This is a genomic window from Agarivorans sp. QJM3NY_25 (assembly GCF_050870875.2).
Lineage (GTDB): Bacteria > Pseudomonadota > Gammaproteobacteria > Enterobacterales > Celerinatantimonadaceae > Agarivorans.
On the sequence record NZ_CP194041.2, the window covers coordinates 3,939,700 to 3,961,816 of the forward strand.

Annotated in this window: 13 protein-coding genes and 1 pseudogene; 5 read left to right on the forward strand and 9 right to left on the reverse strand. The window is 41.9% G+C overall.

Annotated features, from left to right (window positions below):
• Positions 1-8: 8 nt before the first annotated feature.
• Entirely contained in the window at positions 9-1,115 is a 1,107-nt protein-coding gene (locus tag ACRRSW_RS17995) for an anhydro-N-acetylmuramic acid kinase (RefSeq protein ID WP_432460043.1), read from the forward strand.
• A gap of 133 nt (positions 1,116-1,248) precedes the next feature.
• Here the strand turns inward: ACRRSW_RS17995 and ACRRSW_RS18000 are convergent, their stop codons facing one another.
• Positions 1,249-2,550 carry a methyl-accepting chemotaxis protein gene (locus ACRRSW_RS18000; protein WP_432460044.1) on the reverse strand — a complete coding sequence of 434 codons (1,302 nt, stop codon included), beginning with the start codon at positions 2,548-2,550 and terminating at the stop codon, positions 1,249-1,251.
• Positions 2,551-2,855: 305 nt separating this feature from the next.
• Here ACRRSW_RS18000 and ACRRSW_RS18005 point away from each other — a divergent pair, with 305 nt between their 5' ends.
• Positions 2,856-5,825 (forward strand): DUF3857 domain-containing transglutaminase family protein, encoded by a 2,970-nt coding sequence (locus ACRRSW_RS18005; protein ID WP_432460045.1) that lies wholly within the window; start codon positions 2,856-2,858, stop codon positions 5,823-5,825.
• Between the two features lie 204 nt (positions 5,826-6,029).
• On the opposite strand, the gene ACRRSW_RS18010 is transcribed toward ACRRSW_RS18005, so the two are convergent.
• A complete protein-coding gene (locus tag ACRRSW_RS18010; RefSeq protein WP_432451870.1) occupies positions 6,030-7,907 on the reverse strand; it encodes a methyl-accepting chemotaxis protein in 1,878 nt (625 codons plus the stop codon).
• Positions 7,908-9,308: 1,401 nt separating this feature from the next.
• Between ACRRSW_RS18010 and ACRRSW_RS18015 the strand changes: the two genes are divergently transcribed.
• The gene (locus ACRRSW_RS18015) at positions 9,309-10,256 is read left to right on the forward strand and encodes an IS30 family transposase (protein WP_432458936.1); all 948 of its coding nucleotides are present in this window, start codon (positions 9,309-9,311) and stop codon (positions 10,254-10,256) included.
• A gap of 651 nt (positions 10,257-10,907) precedes the next feature.
• On the forward strand, positions 10,908-11,663 hold the full coding sequence (locus ACRRSW_RS18020; protein ID WP_432460046.1) for an Npun_F0296 family exosortase-dependent surface protein: 756 nt from the start codon (positions 10,908-10,910) through the stop codon (positions 11,661-11,663).
• Positions 11,664-11,832: 169 nt separating this feature from the next.
• On the opposite strand, the gene ACRRSW_RS18025 is transcribed toward ACRRSW_RS18020, so the two are convergent.
• From ACRRSW_RS18025 to ACRRSW_RS18035, 3 genes are all read right to left on the reverse strand, one after another.
• Positions 11,833-13,410, reverse strand: a complete 1,578-nt coding sequence (locus ACRRSW_RS18025) for an alkaline phosphatase (protein ID WP_432451868.1) — start codon at positions 13,408-13,410, stop codon at positions 11,833-11,835.
• A 619-nt stretch (positions 13,411-14,029) separates the two neighbouring features.
• Complete coding sequence (locus tag ACRRSW_RS18030; RefSeq protein ID WP_432460047.1) at positions 14,030-14,209, reverse strand: hypothetical protein; 180 nt, start codon at positions 14,207-14,209, stop codon at positions 14,030-14,032.
• 248 nt (positions 14,210-14,457) lie between these two features.
• Positions 14,458-15,933 (reverse strand): pectate lyase family protein, encoded by a 1,476-nt coding sequence (locus ACRRSW_RS18035; RefSeq protein WP_432460048.1) that lies wholly within the window; start codon positions 15,931-15,933, stop codon positions 14,458-14,460.
• Between the two features lie 1,489 nt (positions 15,934-17,422).
• Between ACRRSW_RS18035 and ACRRSW_RS18040 the strand changes: the two are divergent.
• Positions 17,423-17,713 (forward strand): annotated as a pseudogene (locus ACRRSW_RS18040) (IS4 family transposase); the annotation flags it as partial.
• Between the two features lie 208 nt (positions 17,714-17,921).
• Here ACRRSW_RS18040 and ACRRSW_RS18045 read toward each other — a convergent pair.
• The 4 genes from ACRRSW_RS18045 to ACRRSW_RS18060 form a co-directional block, all read right to left on the reverse strand.
• The gene (locus ACRRSW_RS18045; protein ID WP_432451863.1) at positions 17,922-18,428 is read right to left on the reverse strand and encodes a hypothetical protein; all 507 of its coding nucleotides are present in this window, start codon (positions 18,426-18,428) and stop codon (positions 17,922-17,924) included.
• A 599-nt stretch (positions 18,429-19,027) separates the two neighbouring features.
• Positions 19,028-19,603 (reverse strand): porin family protein, encoded by a 576-nt coding sequence (locus tag ACRRSW_RS18050; RefSeq protein WP_432460049.1) that lies wholly within the window; start codon positions 19,601-19,603, stop codon positions 19,028-19,030.
• Positions 19,604-19,770: 167 nt separating this feature from the next.
• Positions 19,771-21,378 (reverse strand): ATP-binding protein, encoded by a 1,608-nt coding sequence (locus ACRRSW_RS18055; protein WP_432460050.1) that lies wholly within the window; start codon positions 21,376-21,378, stop codon positions 19,771-19,773.
• A gap of 12 nt (positions 21,379-21,390) precedes the next feature.
• The gene (locus ACRRSW_RS18060) at positions 21,391-22,074 is read right to left on the reverse strand and encodes a winged helix-turn-helix domain-containing protein (RefSeq protein WP_432460052.1); all 684 of its coding nucleotides are present in this window, start codon (positions 22,072-22,074) and stop codon (positions 21,391-21,393) included.
• Positions 22,075-22,117 lie beyond the last annotated feature (43 nt).

Below are 22,117 nucleotides of genomic sequence, written 5' to 3' on the forward strand. Positions count from 1 at the left end.
CAATTCACATGAGCGAAATTTATCTTGGTTTAATGTCTGGCACCAGCATGGATGGGGTCGATGCGGTGTTGGTTGACTTCGCAAAACAGCCACCATGTTTATTAGCCCACTACCAGCAGGCCATTCCTAACACTTTATTAACCCAACTGCACCGCTTATGTAGTCCGGCAACGAATGAATTAACAGCAATGGCACAAGCCAGTGTGGCAATGGGGAAACTGTTTGCAAACGCCGCAAACCAAGTGGTAGCACAAGCTCGACTTGAGCCCACCCAAATAAAAGCAATTGGAAGCCATGGGCAAACCATTCGTCACTTTCCTGAACTCGGATTTAGCTTGCAAATCGGAAGCCCCAGTCACATTGCGGTCGCAACTGGTATTGATGTGATTGCCGACTTTCGCAATAAAGATATGGCTTTAGGGGGCCAAGGCGCTCCTCTGGTACCAGCGTTCCATCAAGCCATTTTTAGTGATCCCAGCGAGGCGCGATTTATTTTAAACATCGGTGGTATTGCGAATATCACTAGCCTCATCGCTAACCAAACGCTACTCGGTTACGACACGGGGCCCGGCAATACCTTACTTGACCAGCATTTTCAACGCCACCACCCAAAAGGCTTAGCCTATGACGACCATGGTCATTGGGGGCGTAGTGGCCAGCCAAATCCCGAATTATTGACCTGTTTGCTCAGTGATAACTATTTCTGCCTACCCGCCCCCAAAAGTACAGGGCGAGAGTACTTTCATTTAGCTTGGCTAGATACCCATCTCCAACAAGCCCGATTCGCTAAAATCAAACCTGCAGACGTGCAATGCACCTTGTACCACCTTACCGCTCAAAGCATTGCTCAGTCACTGAACAAGCATGATAAGGGTTGTGTTTATGTCTGTGGCGGCGGCGATAACAACCCATTTTTACTGGAATTACTAGCCAAGGCCCTTCCCAACTTACGACTCAGTCGAACCTCAGAACTGGGGATCCCAGAACAAGCGCTAGAAGCGATGGCATTTGCCTGGCTAGCTCGCTGCTTCATCAAACAACAAGCAGGCAATGCGAGTTCGGTCACCGGAGCAAGCAGAGCAGCAATTTTGGGGGCACTATATCCTGCAAAGTAAGAGACCAATCTTGCGAATTAAGAGCCGAAGTAAAGCGTCAAACGACAGCCTCGAGTAAAAAGTGCCAAACCAGATACTATAAACTTGCCTGAGGGCAACAACTGAATGGCGCGTCATCCCGCCAGTAAAACGACTAGCGAGTTTCGGAGAGTTGCGTCACCGTATTCGAAACATTCTCTGCTCCCTTATAAATTTCATCCATTACCGTTGAAACTTCAGAGATTTTATCCATACCTTCGGCTGAAATAGCCGCAACTTCCTCCATGGCTTTGGTGACACTACTGGTCAATTTCTGGTTTTCTGATACCACTTCGGCAATCTCAGAAGTAGATTGACTGGTTCTGGAAGCTAATGAGCGCACCTCATCCGCAACCACTGCAAATCCGCGCCCCTGTTCACCAGCTCTGGCCGCTTCAATCGCCGCATTCAGGGCCAGTAAGTTGGTTTGCTCGGCGATACTTTTAATCGTTGAAACAATCGCCTCAATACTCTGGGACTTAATATTCAATTCTTGTACTCGCCCAGAAGTTTGCTTGACTTGATCAGCAATACCGCCAGAAAGCCGAACCGAGTCTTGTAAAAGCTCAGAGCCTTGTTTGGCGATTTGTGCGGTTTCGATAGAAGTACTCAATGCAATTTCAGAGGCTTCTGCCACGGCTAAGTTTCTCGCGACTTGCGCAGAAATGTCGGTCGCAAATTTAATGACCCGAGTCACCTTGCCTTCACGGTTAATAATCGGATTATAAGTTGCCTCCAGCCAAACATCCTCGCCATAGCTGGTCTTTCGTAAAAACCGCCCAGACTTAAATTCTCCCTTGGCAAGATCGGCCCAAAAATTTGGGTTTTCCTGGTAAAAAAGCTCATCGCAGAACATCTTATGTTTCTGTCCTTTAATTTGCTCCTGACTGTATTTGACCGTGGCTAAAAAATTATCATTAGCACGCAATATATTTCCCTGAGGATCAAACTCAATGATCGCTAAAGACCGTTCCAAGGCCTGCATAATGTTGTTTTTACTCTCTAACTCTAAATACTCTCGCGTCACATCATTGGCGATTTTCATAACTTTGAAAATCGAGCCATTCTTTTTAACTGGAAAATAGCTTGCCTGAAGCCAAACGGTGTGACCATTTTTAGCCACTCGTTCAAAAGTCCCTTGATGCGCAACTCCCTTGCTCAGCTCGGGCCAAAAACTGCGATACTCATGACTAGCGACATATGCTGACTTACAAAACATCGAATGGTGTTTACCAACTATCTCATCAAGTTGATAGCCCATCGTCTTTAAGAATAAAGGATTGGCATCGAGTATCTTTCCATCTGTCGAAAATTCGATGGTGGCAACACTGGCTTTAATCGAAGACACTATCCCCTCTAGTTCGCTCATCATTTCAATATTTTTGGCTAATTCTGCTTTCAATTTGGTTGCGAACATAGGTTCCCCTTTACTATGACAATAAGCGTTCTTAACATACTATTGCGGTATGAAATCAATGTGGTGCCACTAAAATATAGAACGGTGTTCACCATAGAGCGAATTAAATATCTTGAACATCACACACATTTTTAAATATTGTTATATCGCACCACCTAATCACGTATATTCCGCTGTGCTCGATCATAAGAGTCTGTTTTTTTTGATCTTATTGAGTCAACTGTAAACTAATGGCATACTGACAAAATGTACAAAAATCTAACATTCATGTAATTAGCTGTTTTAAAGGATTAAAGTCACAGCAAATGAAGATTGTTCAACATAAAATATCCCTTCAATTATTACTCTGCTTGCTGTTGATTTTCTGTGCGATGAGTGAGGCCGACGATCATATTCCCACCGCACCAAAACCAAACTGGGTGAGCGAGACCGCTCTCCCTGATCCCGAGCTTATTCAAAATAATCAAATTCAAAATGGTGTCTATTACTTATTAGCGGATACTCAGCTCAAGGTTGAAGAGCAACAATCACAGTTCTACTATCACTATGCTGATTACATCGTGAATCAAACAGGGGTCGAAAATAACTCCCAAATCAATATCGACTTTGACCCTAGCTACCAACAATTGCGCTTGCATTCGGTCCAAGTGATTAGAGACCTGCAGCCCATCAATAAACGCAACTCGGCACTTATCAAGCTGCTCCAACGTGAAGAAGAATTGGAAAAACTGGTCTATCAGGGGGAAATGACACTTAATATCATTCTCGATGATATTCGCGTCGGCGATATTATCGAATACAGTTACAGTATCCAGGGCATGAATCCAGCCTACCAAAATATTTTTGCCTATCAACGCTTACTCAATTGGTCGGTTCCTTTGGCTAAATTTTCGTTACGGATCCTATGGAACAAAGCCACACCACTTTACTACCAGTTACAAAATACTGAGCAAGAGGTCATCCAAAATCAAACAGTTCATGGGACAGAATACCTGATCCAAAAAAATTGGATTAAAGCGCTAAAAATTGAGGACAATACACCGATTGGCTTCGATCCCAGAGCAAAGGTCTATTTTAGTGAGCTTCAGTCTTGGGCGGAAGTCGCTCGTTGGAGTGAACCATTCTACCGAGATGCGATGATCGCCGACCAACACATCAAAAACTTAGTCAGCGATATTCAAACACAGCATCACGATCGAGAAGCACAAATTTCAGCCGCATTACGTTTCGTTCAAGATGAAATTCGCTACTTTGCCATCGAGCTCAACCAAAACTCACACATTCCCACCCCTGCTTTCGAAACGCTGCGTAATCGCTACGGCGACTGTAAAGACAAAACCGTATTATTACTCACACTCTTCAAAGAATTAGGATTTAAGGCTTATCCGGCGCTAGTAAATACCGAAGACAAATTGGATAGCATCTTGCCAAACGTTCAGGCCTTTGATCATGTGATTACCTATCTTGAATATAAAGGACGGCGTTATTGGCTCGATCCCACCCGTAGTTTTCAACATGGTCACATCGATAATATTTACCAAGCCGATTTTGGCGAGGCCTTGGTGCTATTAAAAGACCACCAGCAATTAACGCAGATGCAAGTCTCTCAGGCCAAGCATGGCATTTTGGTTCACGACCACTTTATCCTTGCCGATGAAGGCCCAAGCCAGTTCTTATCAACAACCCAAGATATCGGTAAAGATGCCGAAAGACAGCGCCAGCGTTTAGCCGAAAATAGTCTCGAGCAAATCCAGCAAGATTATTTAAAGTTTTTTCAGGGGTATTACCCAAAAACATCAGTATCACAAGCCATTCGATATACGGATGACACCGAACTGAATATATTGCGCAGCGACGAGCAATACCAAATTGAAAACTTTTGGCAAAACGACTCCGAACAACAGCGCACTCAAGCCGATTTTTATGCGAATTTAGTGAGTTCCTCGCTTCAGGTTCCCGATGATTTAAGCCGGATTGACCCGCTTTATCTCAGTTATCCGCATCGCGTAGAACAAACCATTGATATCGATTTAACAGACGGCGACTGGAATTTTGATAATGAGAGCTTTGTTGAAGACAATCCATTTTTTCACTTCAGTCATCAGGTTAAATTCGATAAAGCGAAACAACAGCTAAGTTTAATCTATCAATATCAAAGTAAACTGGATCATATATCACCAGAAGATTACTCAGCTTATCGTAAGGCTATCCAAAAAACCCAAGACCACCTCAGCTATAGCATCATTCAAAGTCATTCGTCAGCAGCTGATGGTAATCCGACGCTCGCTTGGCTGATGCAGTATCTAACAGCTACCACCATACTTATGGTATATGGAGCGCTCTATTTACTGGTGATGTTATTATGGCTCATGGAGCGTAAGCACACTGTCGACCAGACTGAAGCGCTGTTCTTTCCGGTCTCGATAGTAAAGCTAGCCCTGATGTGGGTACTGAGCTTTGGCTTATACGCCGTATATTGGTTTTATCAGAACTTTCAATATATAAAACAGCAAGAACAAAACGCTTCAATGCCTTGGGCCAGAGCCTGTTTCAGTATTTTTTGGTATTATCCACTATGGCGTAAACTCAAAACTGATAATGAGCAACGTTTTACTCAAAGCCACTTACCCAACAAATGGCTTGCAATATTACTTGCTTTGATTTATTCAGCAAGTGGATTCATCATTAATACAGACTATTGGCAACTCCTTTCATTATTACTTAGTGTTGCCCTCGTGATTCCTTTAGCAAACTATATTTTATTTATTAATGGCCCAGATTCAGCAGCCATGTTGAGAAACTCAAAGTGGCGTTTCCGCCACTATTTATTGACGATATTAACGGCCCCATTATTTATATTTCAAGTAAGTTCATCATTTGGAGTCATTCCAAGTGATACCGTTGTGAAAGGTACATGGCTGCTAGACCACGATATAAAAACCATGCAGCGTCAGGGCATTATTAAACCCGGAGATCAAATAGATTACTTTTATAGTGATGCTTTATTCTTTGTGGGAAATGATGGAAATGGCTTCACCCAGCGCCATGTGTTCTCCTATTGGAAGGACGATGAGCAACGAATAAACAAACAGCTAGCATCCTATAGCGAGATCCGACAGATTAAAGTTGATTGGGCAAAAACCGTCAACAAAAACTCGACCGTGACGGTCATTCGAAAAGACGGTAGTGAGTTTATACTTTACGTTTCCAATGTTGACCATAAGGATCAACAGTTTGTTACAGCACTAAAAAAACACTGGCAAGCCAGTCCTTAAATCAATGCTTCGCATAAGGATAGATACCCTTGAGTGCGACTTGAAGTATCCGCCATAAGGCTTATCAACGCCAATCAAGCTATTCGAGCCCACCACGACTCAGCAAGACATGAGCCTTTCTTGATGATGGGCCTAGTGCTCGGCCCTTGGCTTTGCCGTCTCAAGCGACCAAGCCAAGTTTTGAACACAAGCGAACTTGATTTACTAATGAAAGAAAGACAACTCTTTTTTCTGCGATTCAGCCAGCTGCGCTAACTCTTCCGATGCTTGTAAAGTCTGACTCACCGCTGCAACATTTTGATTCACGGAGTCAAAAGCTTGTGTCGTAATCTTCGAAATGTCTTCCGTCACCATGAATTGCTGCTGTGAAGATTCGGCCACCAAGCTATTGATGTCCAAAATAGATGTTACCGCTGTCGAAATATCTTCAAAAGATGCTTTGATCTGGTCGGCCAAAGTTACTGAGCCTTCAATCAACTCTACATTCCCAATCATATGCTGATTTGCTTTATCCGATTGAGATTGCAGTTTTTCGATAATCTCTTGAATTTTGACTGTCGATGATTGAGTTTTCGATGCCAAGTTTCTCACTTCATCGGCAACCACCGCAAAACCACGTCCTTGTTCACCAGCGCGAGCAGCTTCAATCGCGGCATTGAGCGCCAGAAGGTTAGTTTGCTCCGAAATACTGGTAATCACTTCAGTGACCGAGCCAATTTCAATAGCAAACTGCCTGAGTTCTTCCACAATAGTGGCAGCCTCTGTTACCGAGTGATGAATTTGATCCGTAAGACGAATATTTTCTTCTAAAACCAACTGCCCACTGGACACATTCGCTTGAGCTTTTTCGGCATCTTGTTCCGCTAAACCCGCCTTACTGCTCACTTCTTGAGAAGTTGATGACAACTCATTAATCGCAGTTGAGATTTGTTCGACTTGTATCAACTCTTGATTGGCATTGTTCTGAGTCTCATTCATAACCACATTCAACTCTTGAGATGCCGAAGAAACACTTTCAGAAATGCTTCGAGAGTTATTAACCAACTCATTCAGTTGTCTGGATAAATTCACCAATGAAAGATAGATCCCTGTCTCTTGACCCGTCACCTTTAGATTTTGACTTAAATGTCCCTTCGACATACTTTCCATTAAAGCTGCAATGTCATCGGGAGCGCCGCCAACCGGCTTAATCACCAGCTTATTCAAGGCCACTAATAAAACTAAAATAGCAATAATCAGACAAAACAAACCGATAACAATAGATGTCCATAACTGCTCATCTGCACTCTCATGAATTTGATCATTACGAATGTAAGTAATAAAGTTCATATTCGCCTGTTCAAGTTTTCCCCAAAAAGCAGTGAAGGCGACCATTTCGCCATTCACTTCGCTTTCGTAAGATAACTTCGGTGACTCTGGGCTAAACTGTTTATATAGAGGGCGCTTGGTAAAGATATTTTTGCCGACAAAATCTGGATAGGCGGATAGCAAAATAGTGCCATCGGCGGTGTATAAAACCATATCTTTACGGTTCGCAATATCTTCAAGTATTGAAGCCAAATATACATTCGCCACCACGGCTGCTGAATCGCTGAGCTTATAAGCAATCGCGACAACCGTATTACCACTTTCTTTCGACTCAAAAGGAGGCGAGACAAAAAAGCTTTCTCCTTGTTTGAACAAGGCCGTGTAAAATGCACGGTTCAAATCCTTCACATTAAAACTAAGCTTTTTACCAGTTTCAAAATACACTTCACCATCTCTGTTAAATACCGCAACACCATCGCCTATCTTGCCCATCGAACGACGTAATGCCTTCAGCTCAGTGACCAATTTTTCAGATAGGCCTGCGTCGGAAAAATCCTTAGGAGCAACTTGAATCGAAGATAACATCTGCTTATAAGCTTTGAGTTTTTCATTCAATTTAGTCTCAACAGTGATCGTTCTTTCACGAAGTAATTCTTCATGTAAATAAATACTTTCTGTTCTGAAAGAATTAAAACTTAGACTCGATAGTAGCACTACGATGATGAGGATAATGGCACTGAGCGTGCCAACAATTTGAAGTTTAAATTTGTTCATATAAGCTCTCTATGTATCACTTCACAAATCAGAAAACAGTCAATATCTCGACCTAACTTGGCCGGGATGAATATATGACTTAGATGGGAGATAGAAATAAAAGATTAATTATTGTAGCACTTCTGCTTACCCTCTCGTTTATCGTTTTTATATATATTAGATGATTTTTAAGGGCTTAGAAGCAAAACCTTTAATAAATTTCTCTCAATGAAGGCAGAGGGAAGTCATTTACTTTTCCGGTGTGATTTTTTTGTGAATAAGCAAAATACCTAGAATAAGACAAATGCCATATATTAGACCGCTAGAATATATATTCTAGATTAAAACACTATTCCATATGGCAGCTGCAGAGGATTTAAACTCTGTATAGAGTTGACTACAGTGTTCAATTCCAGAAACAACAATATTTTACAATACAAAATCGCATTCAATAGACTAGTACCGTTATTTGAGTCCGATATATTCTCGACTCGTTTAAAAATAGCACTTAGTAAATACCGCTCCACCAATTGATAAAAACTAATTGAAGGGAGCTTTCTCGAATAACTGACACCTATCGATGTGAAACCGCTGCTAGTCATTTAGAGCTATTTTTATGCGCACCTGAATGCCAGCATATACAAATAATTTAGCGCATCGCAACGAATACCAAGCCTAATGCAGCGATGGTTCGCTTCGAGTAAGTCCCCACAGGCGCATCATCGATGCGAATAAACCACCCTCAGATTTACTCGAAGGGTTACTGAGAGTTCTCTGTTCACGCAGCGACAAGAAAACGCTTGGGAATAAGTATTGGTATCTGGCTTCTGCTAAGAATATAAGCCTAGCGGAAAACACTCTTCGACAAGGTATAGCTGTCGATCTGGTTTAAGTATCGGAGCGAGATAAATCTTAGCGCTTGATTGGAGCTTGACGGCTATCTAAGCATTGACCAGTTGCTTTTTTATATCACCGACATAATGCGTGAGGAATCAAAAGCATTAATCGCTAGCTTTGCTGCTTCATCTAAAATAGCCTGCAACACTCACCTCTTGTTGACCATTGCTCCCCCAGTTGAACTGAACTAAGTGGTCGATTGCCAGACCAGCCTTGAGAGTTGTTTACAATGATTATCCCGATCACAAACAACCCGATACTGCATTCTCGGAGGGAACAGGGTCGTGCGCGGCAAATAACAGTGCTTACTTATGCCTTCAAGCGGATGAACGATGGCATAAGGTAGATGTCACAATGTACTCTGATGACTTAAGCTAGTTAACTGACTCATCTAAGCACCATACGTTATTTTTAAACATGCCCGATTTCAGATAATAACTGCGACATTCATGGAAAGGTGTAGAAGAGGAAGCCAACTGCCGAAAGTGGTACGCTCTTCTCGCCAAAGAAACAAGCAGTACTACCATGAATTATCAGCAGTTGACCGAGGGGAGAAGATATCAGATTTCAGCCCTTTTGGAACAGGGGATTTCAGTACCAGAAATTGCCAATACAGTTAAATGCCACCGCTCAACTATTTATCGAGAGTTGAAGCGATGTGGTAAGAAGGAGCAGTATCTGCCAGATAGAGCCCATCAATTAGCGGTAGTGAAACGAAGGCAAGCTCGTAAGTATCGAATATCTCAGTCACGCATAGGTTTTGTAGAATTGTTGCTGACTATTGATTGGAGTCCAGAGCAAATATCTAATGTCTTAACCCGCGCTGGAGCTAACGTGAGTCATGAGTGGATTTACCGTTTTGTTGCTCGTAATAAGCGACAGGGTGGCAAACTCTTTCGACACTTACGCCAAGGCCACAAACGGTATCGACGAGGTAAGAAAGAGAAAGCGCCTGCTATCAAAAATGCTGTTTCGATAGATGAACGGCCAGAAGTTGTTGAGAGCCGCGAACGTTTTGGTGACTGGGAAATTGATACGGTTTTAGGTAAACACGGGACAGGAGCTGTCATCACCATTTTAGAGCGTAAAACACGTTTCTATCTGACAAAAAAAGTTCCCTCAAAGTCGGCAAAAGATGTGACGAAAGCAACCATTGATATGCTAATGCCTTACAAAGAATTCGTTCATACAATTACAGCTGACAATGGTCGCGAATTTGCTGGCCATGAAGAAATAGCAGAGGCATTGGAGGCCGAGGTTTACTTTGCTCATCCCTATAGCTCTTGGGAACGAGGAGCTAATGAAAACGCTAATGGCTTATTGAGACAATACGTTAAAAAAGGAACAGACCTAAGAACTGTCAGTGATGAGGATATTGAGAGGGCTCAGCGAAGGATAAATTATCGTCCGAAAAAATGTTTAGGATTCAAGCAACCCGCCGTCATTTTCAAAGAAATAATGGAAGCGGCTTGAGAATTAAGAATGTCGCAGTTCGGAGTTGAATTCGGGTGTAATTAAATTTTTATAGGCGCAGCCTGCGGATGTATTTAAATCTAATTGGCTGGTATTTTTAAAGCTTTGCTTAGCAATAATAATATAAAAATTTCTATATACAAAAGTAGATTTTAGTAACACAAACCAGGCAAAAACCCATTGAAAATAGACACTTATATAATGCCGTTTTCTAAAGTATAACTGCATGTATTAGTTGTGGTTCATATATATAACCAAACAACTAATACAATATTATCCTTGTACAAGCCAATTTAAACTCAAAAATTATCAGGAACAATAATTATTCTATGATTCCTTCCTGTCATAAAGCTAACAAATACAAATCATCAATTAAATAAACGATTCAGTGACCAAGAGAGCACCGTCAAGTCAATAACGAGTCCCTCTCCCACAAACTGTACTTCCCCCTTGAACTATCAAAAGAATAATCGAATTTGCAAAAAGCGAATACCTAGTTTGCATTTCGAGAAATGTATTCTATTTCAATAAGAACTAAGCGATAAGCAATTGAAAAATAAAAATATAATAAAACTGGCATGAAACTGGACTACTCGGTAATCAACAGCACCTAAAACCACCAACGCTAGCGCGATCCAGTCGAGGTATCAAATGCAAGCAAAATTTCACAAAATACTCATGCAACTCACACTCTGTTCAAGCATTCTAACAACAGTATTCACTTCATTAGCTAGTCAGGCAGGCGTTATCTACAGTATCGAAAAACCAGGCATTCAAAGCTCTCAAGTGAGCGGATTAACCCTCACCGAAGATTTTGACCAACTATCGAACAACAGCCTAGCCAAGGGTTACCAAGCCGATTTTGGCTATTACTCGGTAAAAAAAGGCACCGCGAAGATCCACAAATTTGGGGTTTATGGGGGGGCATTTGGCGAAGGGAAATACCTATTTATTCCGAATAACAGCGCTGTAAAATTAAGTTTTGACCAAGCCGTCGGGTATTTTGGTTTTTGGTGGAGCGCAGGTGATAGTGGTAATCAATTGAGTATTACCACCAAGTCTGAAAACTTAATGTTTGCTACTCACCAAATTTTAGATGCAGCCGTATTGGAACCCGAGCACTACGGCAGCCCAACGAGAGTGAGCGGAAATAAACGCGAGCCTTATGGCTATGTCAATTTATTTGCAGAAACAGAGGCTGATAAAATAGTCTCAATCGAGTTCTTTGGCCGAAACTTCGAAACCGATAATCACACAACCAGCATCCAGCGCGAGCGCATTACTGGTTTAACATTAGCGGCGGTCAGCGTACCTGAGCCCAAAAGCAGCTGGTTAATCGGCTTGGGGTTGTTACTATTGATGATTCGTCAGACTAGGTGCAGGCAGCGAACTGAACACGCTCGATAGAGCCTTTGGGCTCTGATACCTAAAGGATAATCCGAACAGTGCTGGCGGTTCGGTCACTGCGCATTCTCCATAAACTAATTCTTATTTATAAATGTAAAAACGGTGCTAAACCTTTGCTTAGCACCGTTTGACAAGAACATCGTGTAAATATTAGCGTGAAAACCGCCGACTATTTCACCATATCTTTAATATATTGACCCAATTCAGAGTGGTGCATAATTCGAGAAACCGGAATGATTTCTTTTAACGGTCCCCACGCAAAAACATTGACCGGAGTATGAGTATGCGTGCCCGTACCCCAAACCGTATTTTGGCCCGTCGCATGTTGGCGCGCTAATACGTTACCGCGGTCGTTATAAGGGAAGAACGCGTCGAAGTCATTAATAGCAGGCACATCATTCGCAGATAAGTAGCTATGCATTTTTTTATAGTATGGATTTGGCTTGGTTGCCATCACATGAGCTGCTTGCTCAGAGGTAATCGAAAAATCACTATTTGCGTTCACAATTTCAGCTAAATGATCTGGAGTTTGTTGCGCTTTATCCAATTTGTCGAACTGAGCAAGCATATCTGCATAACTCATTTTCTGATTATACAAACCGTCTAAAATATCAAACTTACCAAAGTTGAAGTTAGGCGCATAATCGCGTTTTTGAAATGCTTCGCCAGTACGTTTTTCTGGTTTTGGTAAGTCATTTGAAGAATAGCTGAAACCGAACGAACCTGTTTCGTGGTCTGCGGTCACAATGATCAAGGTATCTTCACGACCTTTCGCCCACTCATAAACTGAATTGACCGCTTCATCGAATTTGATCATTTCATGTAACATCGTGCCAGCATCGTTACTATGTCCAGCCCAATCAATTTGCCCCCCTTCCACCATAAGGAAAAAGCCGTCCTGATCTTTAGCCAATACCTCCAGAGCTTTGTCTGTCATCTCTTTCAATGTTGGTTGAGTGCGTTTCGGATCATTTTTAGTATGGCTATAAGCAATGCCGTCATTCATCCCCGAATAAGAAAACAAACCTAATAATTTGTCACCTGACGCATTTGCCAACATATTTTTATTAAATGCCAAACTGTAGCCTTGGGTTTGCGCTTCATTCAGCAAATTGCGCTCATCCTTACGCTTAGACTTAAGCTTCACATCGCCCTGAGTCAATAACTCAAGCGCCTTATAAGTCTCCCCTTTATCATTGGTAGATTTAGGGATCCAATGACGAATACCACCAGACAGCATCACATCGGCACCAGTTGCCAACATATCAGACGCAATCTCATTTTCTAAAGAACGATGCGGTTCATGGGCAGCAAAGGCTGCAGGAGTCGCGTGGGTGAGACGGGTGTCAGAAACCAGTCCGGTGGCTTTGCCCATCCGTTTGGCTTTTTCCAGCACCGTTTCTACATGATCGCCATTTGAGTTAATTCCGATCACCTCAGAGGCGGTATATACCCCGGTCGCTAACATCGTTGCAGAACATGCAGAGTCAACAACGATGGCCTCCTCTGGATTAGTTAACGAAGAACCGATCACGCCTTCCTGGGCCAGCTTATACAATGCAGTGGTTTCACCGCGATAGATAGAATGCGGTGCATTGTTCGCGTATAGCTCTAATAACCCGACTTGCTGCGGGCCCATGCCATCACCAATCATTAAAATGACGTTCTTAATTTCTGCCGATAAAACAGAAAAAGAAAACATCGAGGTGGCTGCGGCGAAAACGAGGGGTTTAACGATCTGCTTCATTTCATGTTCCTTATGTATAAATGCGGCGGTAGTTAAACAAGGTTGTTTGACAGTTTTATGACAAAAGGTGATTTGTTTGACGACTCAAACATAATAATCACGCTAAATACGACCCCTTAATCTCGTATAACGTTGCCGCAGAGCAATCAAGCGCCTTTGCCAAAAATGAAATGAACCACTGGTTAATGAAAAAAGCACATCTTAACTCTCAAGCCGCAGGCGGATTGAATAACCAGAAAAATCACTTAGCCAAGCGCAATGATGAACATCATTTAAGCAAACAAATGCTAACTAAAAGTCGACCATGATTAGGCAATATCTCGCTTAGTTGATATAAATCGAAGGCAATATTCGATCTCGCAATCGACCATTTAGCTTCGAGAAATGTGATGCCCTTGTACTGCTCCAGCTCGCCAAAAATAAAAAACTCATAGCGTCATACGCTATGAGTTTGGTTTTCTTAATCGACCTTAATCGACCTTAACCAACATATCGAAAAATAAAGTCACCACAAATCAGTGACACCATTCGCCGAGCAATCAATATTGTCGCGGAGTGATCCAAAAGGAAGAAATTTTAGCCTTTCAGCATCGCCAGCCAAGCTACTCACACATCGCCATTACCAAGTAAAATCAAATTCAACAAGCACCAGCGAGAGTCCCCCTGAAAATGCAAGGCGCTGTGAACTCAAGGCCAATAATAGCGCAATGGAGGAGCCCTTAGAAATAACAAAACCAAATGGTAAACTGGTCCTGTTATCTGGTCGGTAAGTTTCAAATAGCTTTATGCTGCGTTCCATGGTCTCGCCTTAAGATGAAGGCCTGTAAGCATGCACCTTGTTTAAAGCCATTTGAATTGATACTGCTCGCTCTGATATAGATGCGTAATCAAATAGAGGATGTCGATTAGCTTTATTCACAAAAGCGTTGTTTATAACTCTCATCCAACGCGCTAAACATGAATGAAAATCGCGAGCTTAAAATTAGATATAAAAAAAGCCGATGCGTTAGCATCGGCTTTTCATATTAAAGGTTTGCTCTGAAGCGATTAAAGCTTACCAGAACCTGCGTTTGCTTTCACATACTCAACCACTTCACTTGCTGGCATCGCTGGCGCGTCACCATAAAGAGTTGGTTTCCAACCGACATCTTTAGACAATTGTTTCTTCTTGCTGCTCACTTTATTTGCCTCAGCAATCACATCAATCATCTTGCCATTGAACATAGAGCCAGTATCGAATGCTACTTTGCCTTTCATGTTGCCAATTGCATTAGCGGCTGTACCGTTTGCGATTTCAAATACGTTGGCTTCTGAGTAGATAGCAGACTCTTTACCGGCACCCAAAGCTTGACGCAAAATGTTATGGTGCGGTTTGTTTTTCAAAGAACTTACGTGTCTTGCATAACGTGTATCACCAACACCATCACCAGATGCATCACCTACAAAGTAGTTATTGTATGAGTGAATTTTACCATAACGAACACGTGGCATACGTTGGCCAACATTATTGAAATAGTTGCTGTGTAACGTCACACGTAAGTGACCCGTATCAGCTTTTTTCTTATCACTATTACCAATCAAAAACGCTTTATCATGATCATGGAAGTAGCTATTTGAAATAGTTACAAAATCAGCTTGGTTAGTAATATCGATCAAACCATCATGGTGTTGAACTTTTTGGGTAATCTCATTCTGAGGGAATGGGTAAACCGGTGGGAACATTGAATCCGGACGGTCACCATCAGAGAAGGTACAGTGATCAACCCAAACGCGTTTACCGCCAGCGATAGAGATTAAATCATACTCTGAGTTCCAACGGCCACCTGAACACATTTGTGGGCCGGTTTTCACATCAACGTATTCTGCCTGACAGCCAGGGTAGCTTGAGTCAAGTTTAAAGCTATCGCCTGGATCCCAATCTGGGAAGTAGTCGAAGGCATCTTCAAAGGCTATGTTGCGAATGATGATGTTTTCAGAGCCTTTGCCAATATGTAGCATGCCTTTAACGATTTTGGCATCAGTGCCTAAACCAATAATGCTGGTATTCGATGGGATGTCGATAACGATTTGTTTTTTCTGATTTTTTTGCGAGGCAACACGCGCTTCTTCAAGAGGGCCGGTCAATTTTCTATTTGGACGCTTCTTGATCAGTGGCTTCACGTTCCAAACTGCTGGCGCGTAAGCATTTTTATAATCTTCAAAATTGTAAGGTGCAACTCGGTAATCTTCTTCAGTCAATTCCCGACCTTGATCATCAGATGACAAGTTGATGGTACCTTTAATTTTGAGGATTTTTGCATTGTCGCCAGCAGCTAACAACGCATCGACTAACGCTTTTCGACTGCTCACCGTATAAACATGTGCATCAGTCGCTTTCGCCCCACCTGTAACAGGACCTTCAGCAGCAGCCCAACCGTCATTGGCAGGCATAACCACTCTTGCCATATCCATAGTGGCTGCACTTGAATATCCAGTCATTAAACTGGCCGCCAAACATGACGCAGCTAGAATCGTTCTATTCATTTTATTCTCCGAATAATGTTGAAAATAAACATTTTCGGTTTCCTAACCGATGCCTATTTTCAAATAGAATTTTGATTTTTAGATATATAAAAAACATAAAAAGTTTGTTTTCCCCCTCATATACTCGTTTCATTTTTTTTGAAAAAAATAATTTGGGAACCCTCTATATCTACAAACAAACTAACAAGAAAAACAAAATAAAAATACTGTTTTATTTTTTTAAAATCTCGATTTTAGATTTAGCGCACAAAATATATTAGTTATCGACAATTTGCTTCTTGTAAGGTTCGAGACGCCTTTAATCCAGAATGAAAAGAAAGCCAGATTTGCATTCAAAATTTGTGATCTAGATTCTAAATTTTAACTATCCCCCGTCAATACACAGTAGTTAAAAGTATCAATAAACACTCGCGACCAATGCGGTTTGCTAATTGTTAGCCTTCTATGGTCTACAAAAATAACCTTATTTGAGTCGATAGTAGGCGCGAGTAAGTCGATGTATAGAGCGATAGGCAAGTCGATAAAATGTGTAGCGATAGAATTGATTTGAGACAGAGAGCGACTCGCCTAGCGATCGCTCATCCACACCGAGTAACATCCCCACAGGAATTAAAAACAACTCGCGCTGAACGGATGGCTGCGCTAATGGTACCGACTTGACTCATCGCCACCTCCCTAGACCACAGCCAAGCATAACGTGACACATATCAGTGAAGTGTTTCAAATAAAATAAACGATAACATGATTGAACTTGGCAGCACGCTAAATCCAAAACCAACTAATGACAACATTAATTATTAAATGATGCCAAAGCATTTGCGTTTCATTGGATTTTTTATAGCAAACAAATAGAGCCTCTTAGATATTTATAATAATTCTGTGATCGGAGTAACACTAACATTAATTATAGCCAACTATTTTCACGAAATTTATAATGCGTCACATGTGCATCAGGATTTAATTCATATTGCTCATCTTCTGGATAAGGTTGTTCGACATCTATATCTTCACTAGCAAATGCTTTAATAGATTCTAGGTCTGACCAATAGCTATTTTTCTATTGTTCTCGTTCCTCATCCTACTTTACCTCGACGAGCTCAGCAAAAAACTTATGCCAGCCATAAGAAGGCTTTCATCTATACCTGCAAACCTTGCACTTTAGCTGGTTGAGTTTTCCATCTTTATTCATCGAATCACGTCTCTAGGCTTTAGGACTGGATAGCTTAAGGAGTTTACTCACCAGAACGATGAGCAAATTTGAGTGTAACTCAGGGGCAGATTTTGCTTTTAGCCACTATCCTGCTTACCCGAGAATAAAGCGGCTTTTTCACCTCCCTCATAGACAAACTGCCAATATTTGTTAACGACCCGTTTCCTCTGTTTTCCAAAGAGTAATCAGATAATCATCATCCTAACACCATCAAAAATAGCCTAAGTAAAACTTGAGCTATTGTAAGCAAAAAAACAAGATCTGAACCCAATACTCCCTCGAGAGAAAGAGCCTTGGTTGATTGCTACGTCATTAAGCCTCTAGCTGGCTATACACCAAAAGCTGTAGAGAAATTTACGCCACTCGGATGCAAATTGAAGAAGTTTTAGAAATGTAAAAACAGGGCTGGGAATGACCCCATCTAGAACCCAAAACATAAGGTGGCTTAGCGTGTTACTCATGATTGCCGCTCTCACCCATCTTATCTTGTACTTCACTGGTCTAGCGTTGAAAGCCGCGGGCAAACACTATCGTTATCTGGCTAATTCAATTGAGCATCGCAACGTTCTCTATTACCCCCTATAACTTGCTTAATAAACGACCAAGGCACAAGAATCAGATTAAACAACGCTCACTAGCGTAAAGCCTTAGATACGCTAAAGATACTCTGCACGAACCCTGCTAAATACGGGACTGAAAAAGCATGAGTATATTCGAGGAACATCAGGCCCTCCCCCCTTTTATTCCAAGCCGCAATATCTTGGGCTCGTTGAATTGCCTACGTTTTGTTTTCGCTTGTTTTGCGTATTATCTGTGGGACAAATCTTTCACTAAAGCCTGCGACAAATGACCAGAAAAACAATTTGGCTATATCTTCACCTGTTTTGGGGTAAGTCAAAGATATCCATTGGTAAAAATCATTCGCGTTAGAAATATTGAATTTGTTCGGATATTCAGGAAATAATTCACCTTGAATTATATTACCGATAAACATCAGCATAAGAACTAACGCAAATATTCCACCATTTATCGGGATCAGTGTTATAGATACCCAAGAGGTTGATAATGTCTTTAACTCTTGCAATTTTATTTTCGGTAGTCGCTGTTGAATGCTCACAAAGCCGCCTAACAGCCCAGAGGCAAATACTAATGTGACTAGGTATGACCTCTTATCATCATGTAATCCATACAAGCCAATCGCTAATATAAGCAAAATTAACCCCGTGAAAGATACTAACCTCTTTGTTACTGCTTGAAGATGTTCTTGACGTTCTAAATCTTCCATATGTTACTCCTTCAACATGATGAAGACAGACATAAAAACCTAACCATAATGATCCCAGTGAAAGTCTCAATCTTCTGCATTAAACGAGGTTTAGCCGAACTAGAGACACACCATAAGATGCAAGTCTTAATATAAGGGAAGAGGAGCCAATACGTCATGCTTACATCCCCACCATCCATCATTCACTATAATCAATATATCTAGAGAATCTGAGATATTCAGCAGGGTTGGAAGATTTATAAGGGGATCTATGAATAAAGCGGCTTTCTCACTTCCCTCATAGATAAACTGCCGATATTTTTTAACGACCCGTTTCCGCTGTTTTCCAAAGAGCAATCGGGTCTAATCATCCGGTGTTCTAGTTTAGACAGCCATTCTAACTATCGGCCATCTTAACAAACATCTTAACTATCGAATAAGCATCAGTCGATGTTATCAACTCAAATCTGTAGTTGGGGTGGCTGTCTAGTTATCTTCGTCTTCTCTTTTCATTTTTAGTTAAGAGAGCAAGACGCTAAAGGGTGCAGATATTTATAGTTACTCTGCCCCTTTTATTGCAACTGAAAGTGTCCAATTTGGGTTGACTAAAACAGAATGACTTAAAATGACACGCTTAAGCCGATATTGGCGGTATTGATGTCAACATCCTTAAGTCCCAAGCGCTGTATGCCAACATGCATCGCTGTTCTCTGATTGAAATGATATTGCCAACCAGCCTGCACGGTATAACCAATACCATCCTTATCGGTAGATGGGCCCGATTTAGGGTCCATTTTTACTTCATTGGCATTGATTCCGGCAGAGAGATAAAGCTCATGGTTTTGTGCGAGAGGATAGTATCCTACGGCACTCAGAGAGATAGCTTTGTAGTCAATATCTCGCTCTGAAGTGGTCGTCTTACCAATATCTTTGATTTTAACGCTTGTCGCATTCCCGATATGCCCACTAACTTTCATAGCAAAAGATGGATAAAAGCGTCGCTCATACTCGATAGACCCGGTCCAGGCTGTATTAGTCTCATCATTGTCTGCTTCGTCGTCTACATTCATTGAACCAACCCCCAAAGACAGCCCAAAGCTATTCGTTTGGGCAAACACAGGCTGATGCACGGAAACTAAGAGACTCGCTATCACCATAGAAAGAATTCTGACGGTTTTTACTTCTTTATTTCTCATAATGTTATTCACTACTTGTGGATGGATAAATGTTTAATGAGACTATTCTAGAGATGAAGTATCAGGTGCGTCTGTAGCCCCTTCGTGACTAATTGTGACAGATTGAGACAACCTCAAATGAGGGTCAAAAAAGGGCGAAATCCGTGTTGAAATAGCTCGATACATGGCTAATTCGAAACAGGTAATAATTGAGGATGACATGGCCACCGGAAGGTAAAACAAGCGCCACCCATGAGGGAATCGCTCACCGTAAGCTGCCCATGGTGCCAGTGTGCAATTTGTTGACTAATTGCCAGCCCAAGGCCATGGCCAGCTTCCTGAGTTCGGGAAGCGTTATCCAGTTGAACAAAAGGATTGAAAATCTGTTCACGATGCTCAGGAGGAACCCCTGGTCCGTCATCACACACATCAATCACCCACTGATCTTGCCCTGCATCATAATTGAGATGGATTTCAATCGTCGTTACGGCATAACGGCAAGCATTACTCAATAAATTATTGATAGCGCGCCGGATCGCTGTTGGATCAATCCATGTGGTTCGTAAACGGATTAACGGCGCAGCATGCAATACCACAGACAGCGACGGATTTGCGAGAGCAACATGGTTACACTCCTTTTGCAGCAATTGCGCCAAAACCTGTTCAGAAAACCGGATTTGCTCGCGATCATGACTATAACGAGAAAGCTGAAGAGTTTGATTAATGAGATGATCCAAATCTTGCATACTGTGCTCAATGCTTTGCTGGTACCTTGCCTGTTCAGACGCAGTGAGTGACGATGTATTGAGTATCTCAAAAGCATATCTCATTCGATGTAAGGGTTGACGTAAATCATGAGCAATGGCATTGGTAAGTGTGCGTTGGCCCTGAACAGTTTGCTCAATACGTTGTGCCATTTGATTAAACTGCCGGCTAAGATTCGCCACGGCTGCAACCTTGGGAATCGGAGAGCGTTGAGACAAATCGCCCTGACCAAATTGTGTTGTCGCATCACTCAAACGTTTCAGATCACGCCAGAGCGGGTAACTCCAAAAAAACATTCCGACAGATACCAATAAAACGAACATCAGAATAACCACTAAAAGCACCATCGGTGTGTTCGAAGAATAAGGTAGCGATGATACAACCAATGTCATCCCTTTTTCAGGCGTTGCAGTATAAAAAACCAGTTGATGTGTAGCATCAAATCGCCAAAAACTGGCCCTTTTATCCCATTGAGCCTGTTCTGAGGGCGTGAATACAATGGTTGATTGCTTTTGTAATCGTAGATGAAATTGAGATGAAAGTCGCTGAATCAAAGCTTGCCATTGTGTCACAGGGGTTTGCTCGAGAGCTTTCCTAAGCAGATAGATTGTCCCAGATGACGCCCTGTCGATATCTTCTTCTTGTGTGATATCGACAAAAAGACGAATAACCCAATCACTGTTTGGCAGCCGCTTCAACAGGTACTCTGGTTCAGCATTAATAAACAAGATGTTTCCCGCGGATAATGCTGCTTGCTGTGACTCAGAAAGGGATAGCGTTGACATCTGCTGGAGTGATAGTCCATAGCCAAAATAAGGTGAAATATGAGCAAGTTTTTGGGGCCATGCAGCCTGCGGCTGCATAAGTAACTGCTGCTCAAGTAGGGTCAGTGTTCCACCATAGAGATGAACATACCGTTCTTGCTCAATATGTTGATTAAACCAGTGAATTGGACTGTAACGTGATGGGAAAAGTAAAAAACATAAGGGAATAAAAACGAGTAACCATAAGCCTGAAAATGCTCGAAACATAAACCGGATTCCTTAGAAACAGAGTTGATAGCCTTTGCCATGCACTGTTTTGATAAACGTTTGTTCAGCTAAGTCTTCAGATAATTTTTTTCTCAATCTGGAAATACGTCGATCAATAGAACGGTCAAGGCCATCATATTCATAGCCACGCAGTTCTTGCATGATCGTTTCTCGACTTACAACCTTCCCCGGAGAAGCTGCCAATAATGCCAGAAGCTCGAATTCGGCAGTCGTGAGTGCCAGAATCTGATCATTAATTTTAACACTCCGATCTGAATAAGATATCGTCAATGCCCCACATTGACGTGTCTGATCGGAATCCTGATTAGTCTGCGCCTGAACTTGCCGATTCACACGCCTGAAAAGAGAATGAATGCGGGATAAAAGTAGACGAGGATTCACCTGCTTCACCACATAATCATCTGCTCCGGACTCCAAGCCCGTGATTTGGTCAAGATCATCATCAAGCGCGGTCTGTATTAAAATTATTCCCCGATATTTCTGACGCACTTGCTTGCAAACATCAACGCCATTTTGTCCGGGTAGCATCACATCTAGAATAACAAGATCTGGTTGTTGCTCTAGGATTGCAGGAACCGCATCAAGGCCATTTTGAATCAAAGACACCGTGAAGTGATGATGAGTGAAGTAGTCTTTCATCAAATGAGCAAGTTCGATGTCATCTTCTACCAACATGATGTGTTTCTTGTCGGCTGAATAACTATCTGATGGATGTCTA

Coding starts and splice junctions, on each gene's coding strand:
- ACRRSW_RS18015 (WP_432458936.1), top strand. CDS start 9,309: ATGAATTATCAGCAGTTGACCGAGGGGAGAAGATATCAGATTTCAGCC.
- ACRRSW_RS18060 (WP_432460052.1), bottom strand. CDS start 22,074: ATGTTGGTAGAAGATGACATCGAACTTGCTCATTTGATGAAAGACTAC.
- ACRRSW_RS18020 (WP_432460046.1), top strand. CDS start 10,908: ATGCAAGCAAAATTTCACAAAATACTCATGCAACTCACACTCTGTTCA.
- ACRRSW_RS18025 (WP_432451868.1), bottom strand. CDS start 13,410: ATGAAGCAGATCGTTAAACCCCTCGTTTTCGCCGCAGCCACCTCGATG.
- ACRRSW_RS18045 (WP_432451863.1), bottom strand. CDS start 18,428: ATGGAAGATTTAGAACGTCAAGAACATCTTCAAGCAGTAACAAAGAGG.
- ACRRSW_RS18035 (WP_432460048.1), bottom strand. CDS start 15,933: ATGAATAGAACGATTCTAGCTGCGTCATGTTTGGCGGCCAGTTTAATG.
- ACRRSW_RS18005 (WP_432460045.1), top strand. CDS start 2,856: ATGAAGATTGTTCAACATAAAATATCCCTTCAATTATTACTCTGCTTG.
- ACRRSW_RS18055 (WP_432460050.1), bottom strand. CDS start 21,378: ATGTTTCGAGCATTTTCAGGCTTATGGTTACTCGTTTTTATTCCCTTA.
- ACRRSW_RS18030 (WP_432460047.1), bottom strand. CDS start 14,209: ATGGAACGCAGCATAAAGCTATTTGAAACTTACCGACCAGATAACAGG.
- ACRRSW_RS17995 (WP_432460043.1), top strand. CDS start 9: ATGAGCGAAATTTATCTTGGTTTAATGTCTGGCACCAGCATGGATGGG.
- ACRRSW_RS18000 (WP_432460044.1), bottom strand. CDS start 2,550: ATGTTCGCAACCAAATTGAAAGCAGAATTAGCCAAAAATATTGAAATG.
- ACRRSW_RS18010 (WP_432451870.1), bottom strand. CDS start 7,907: ATGAACAAATTTAAACTTCAAATTGTTGGCACGCTCAGTGCCATTATC.
- ACRRSW_RS18050 (WP_432460049.1), bottom strand. CDS start 19,603: ATGAGAAATAAAGAAGTAAAAACCGTCAGAATTCTTTCTATGGTGATA.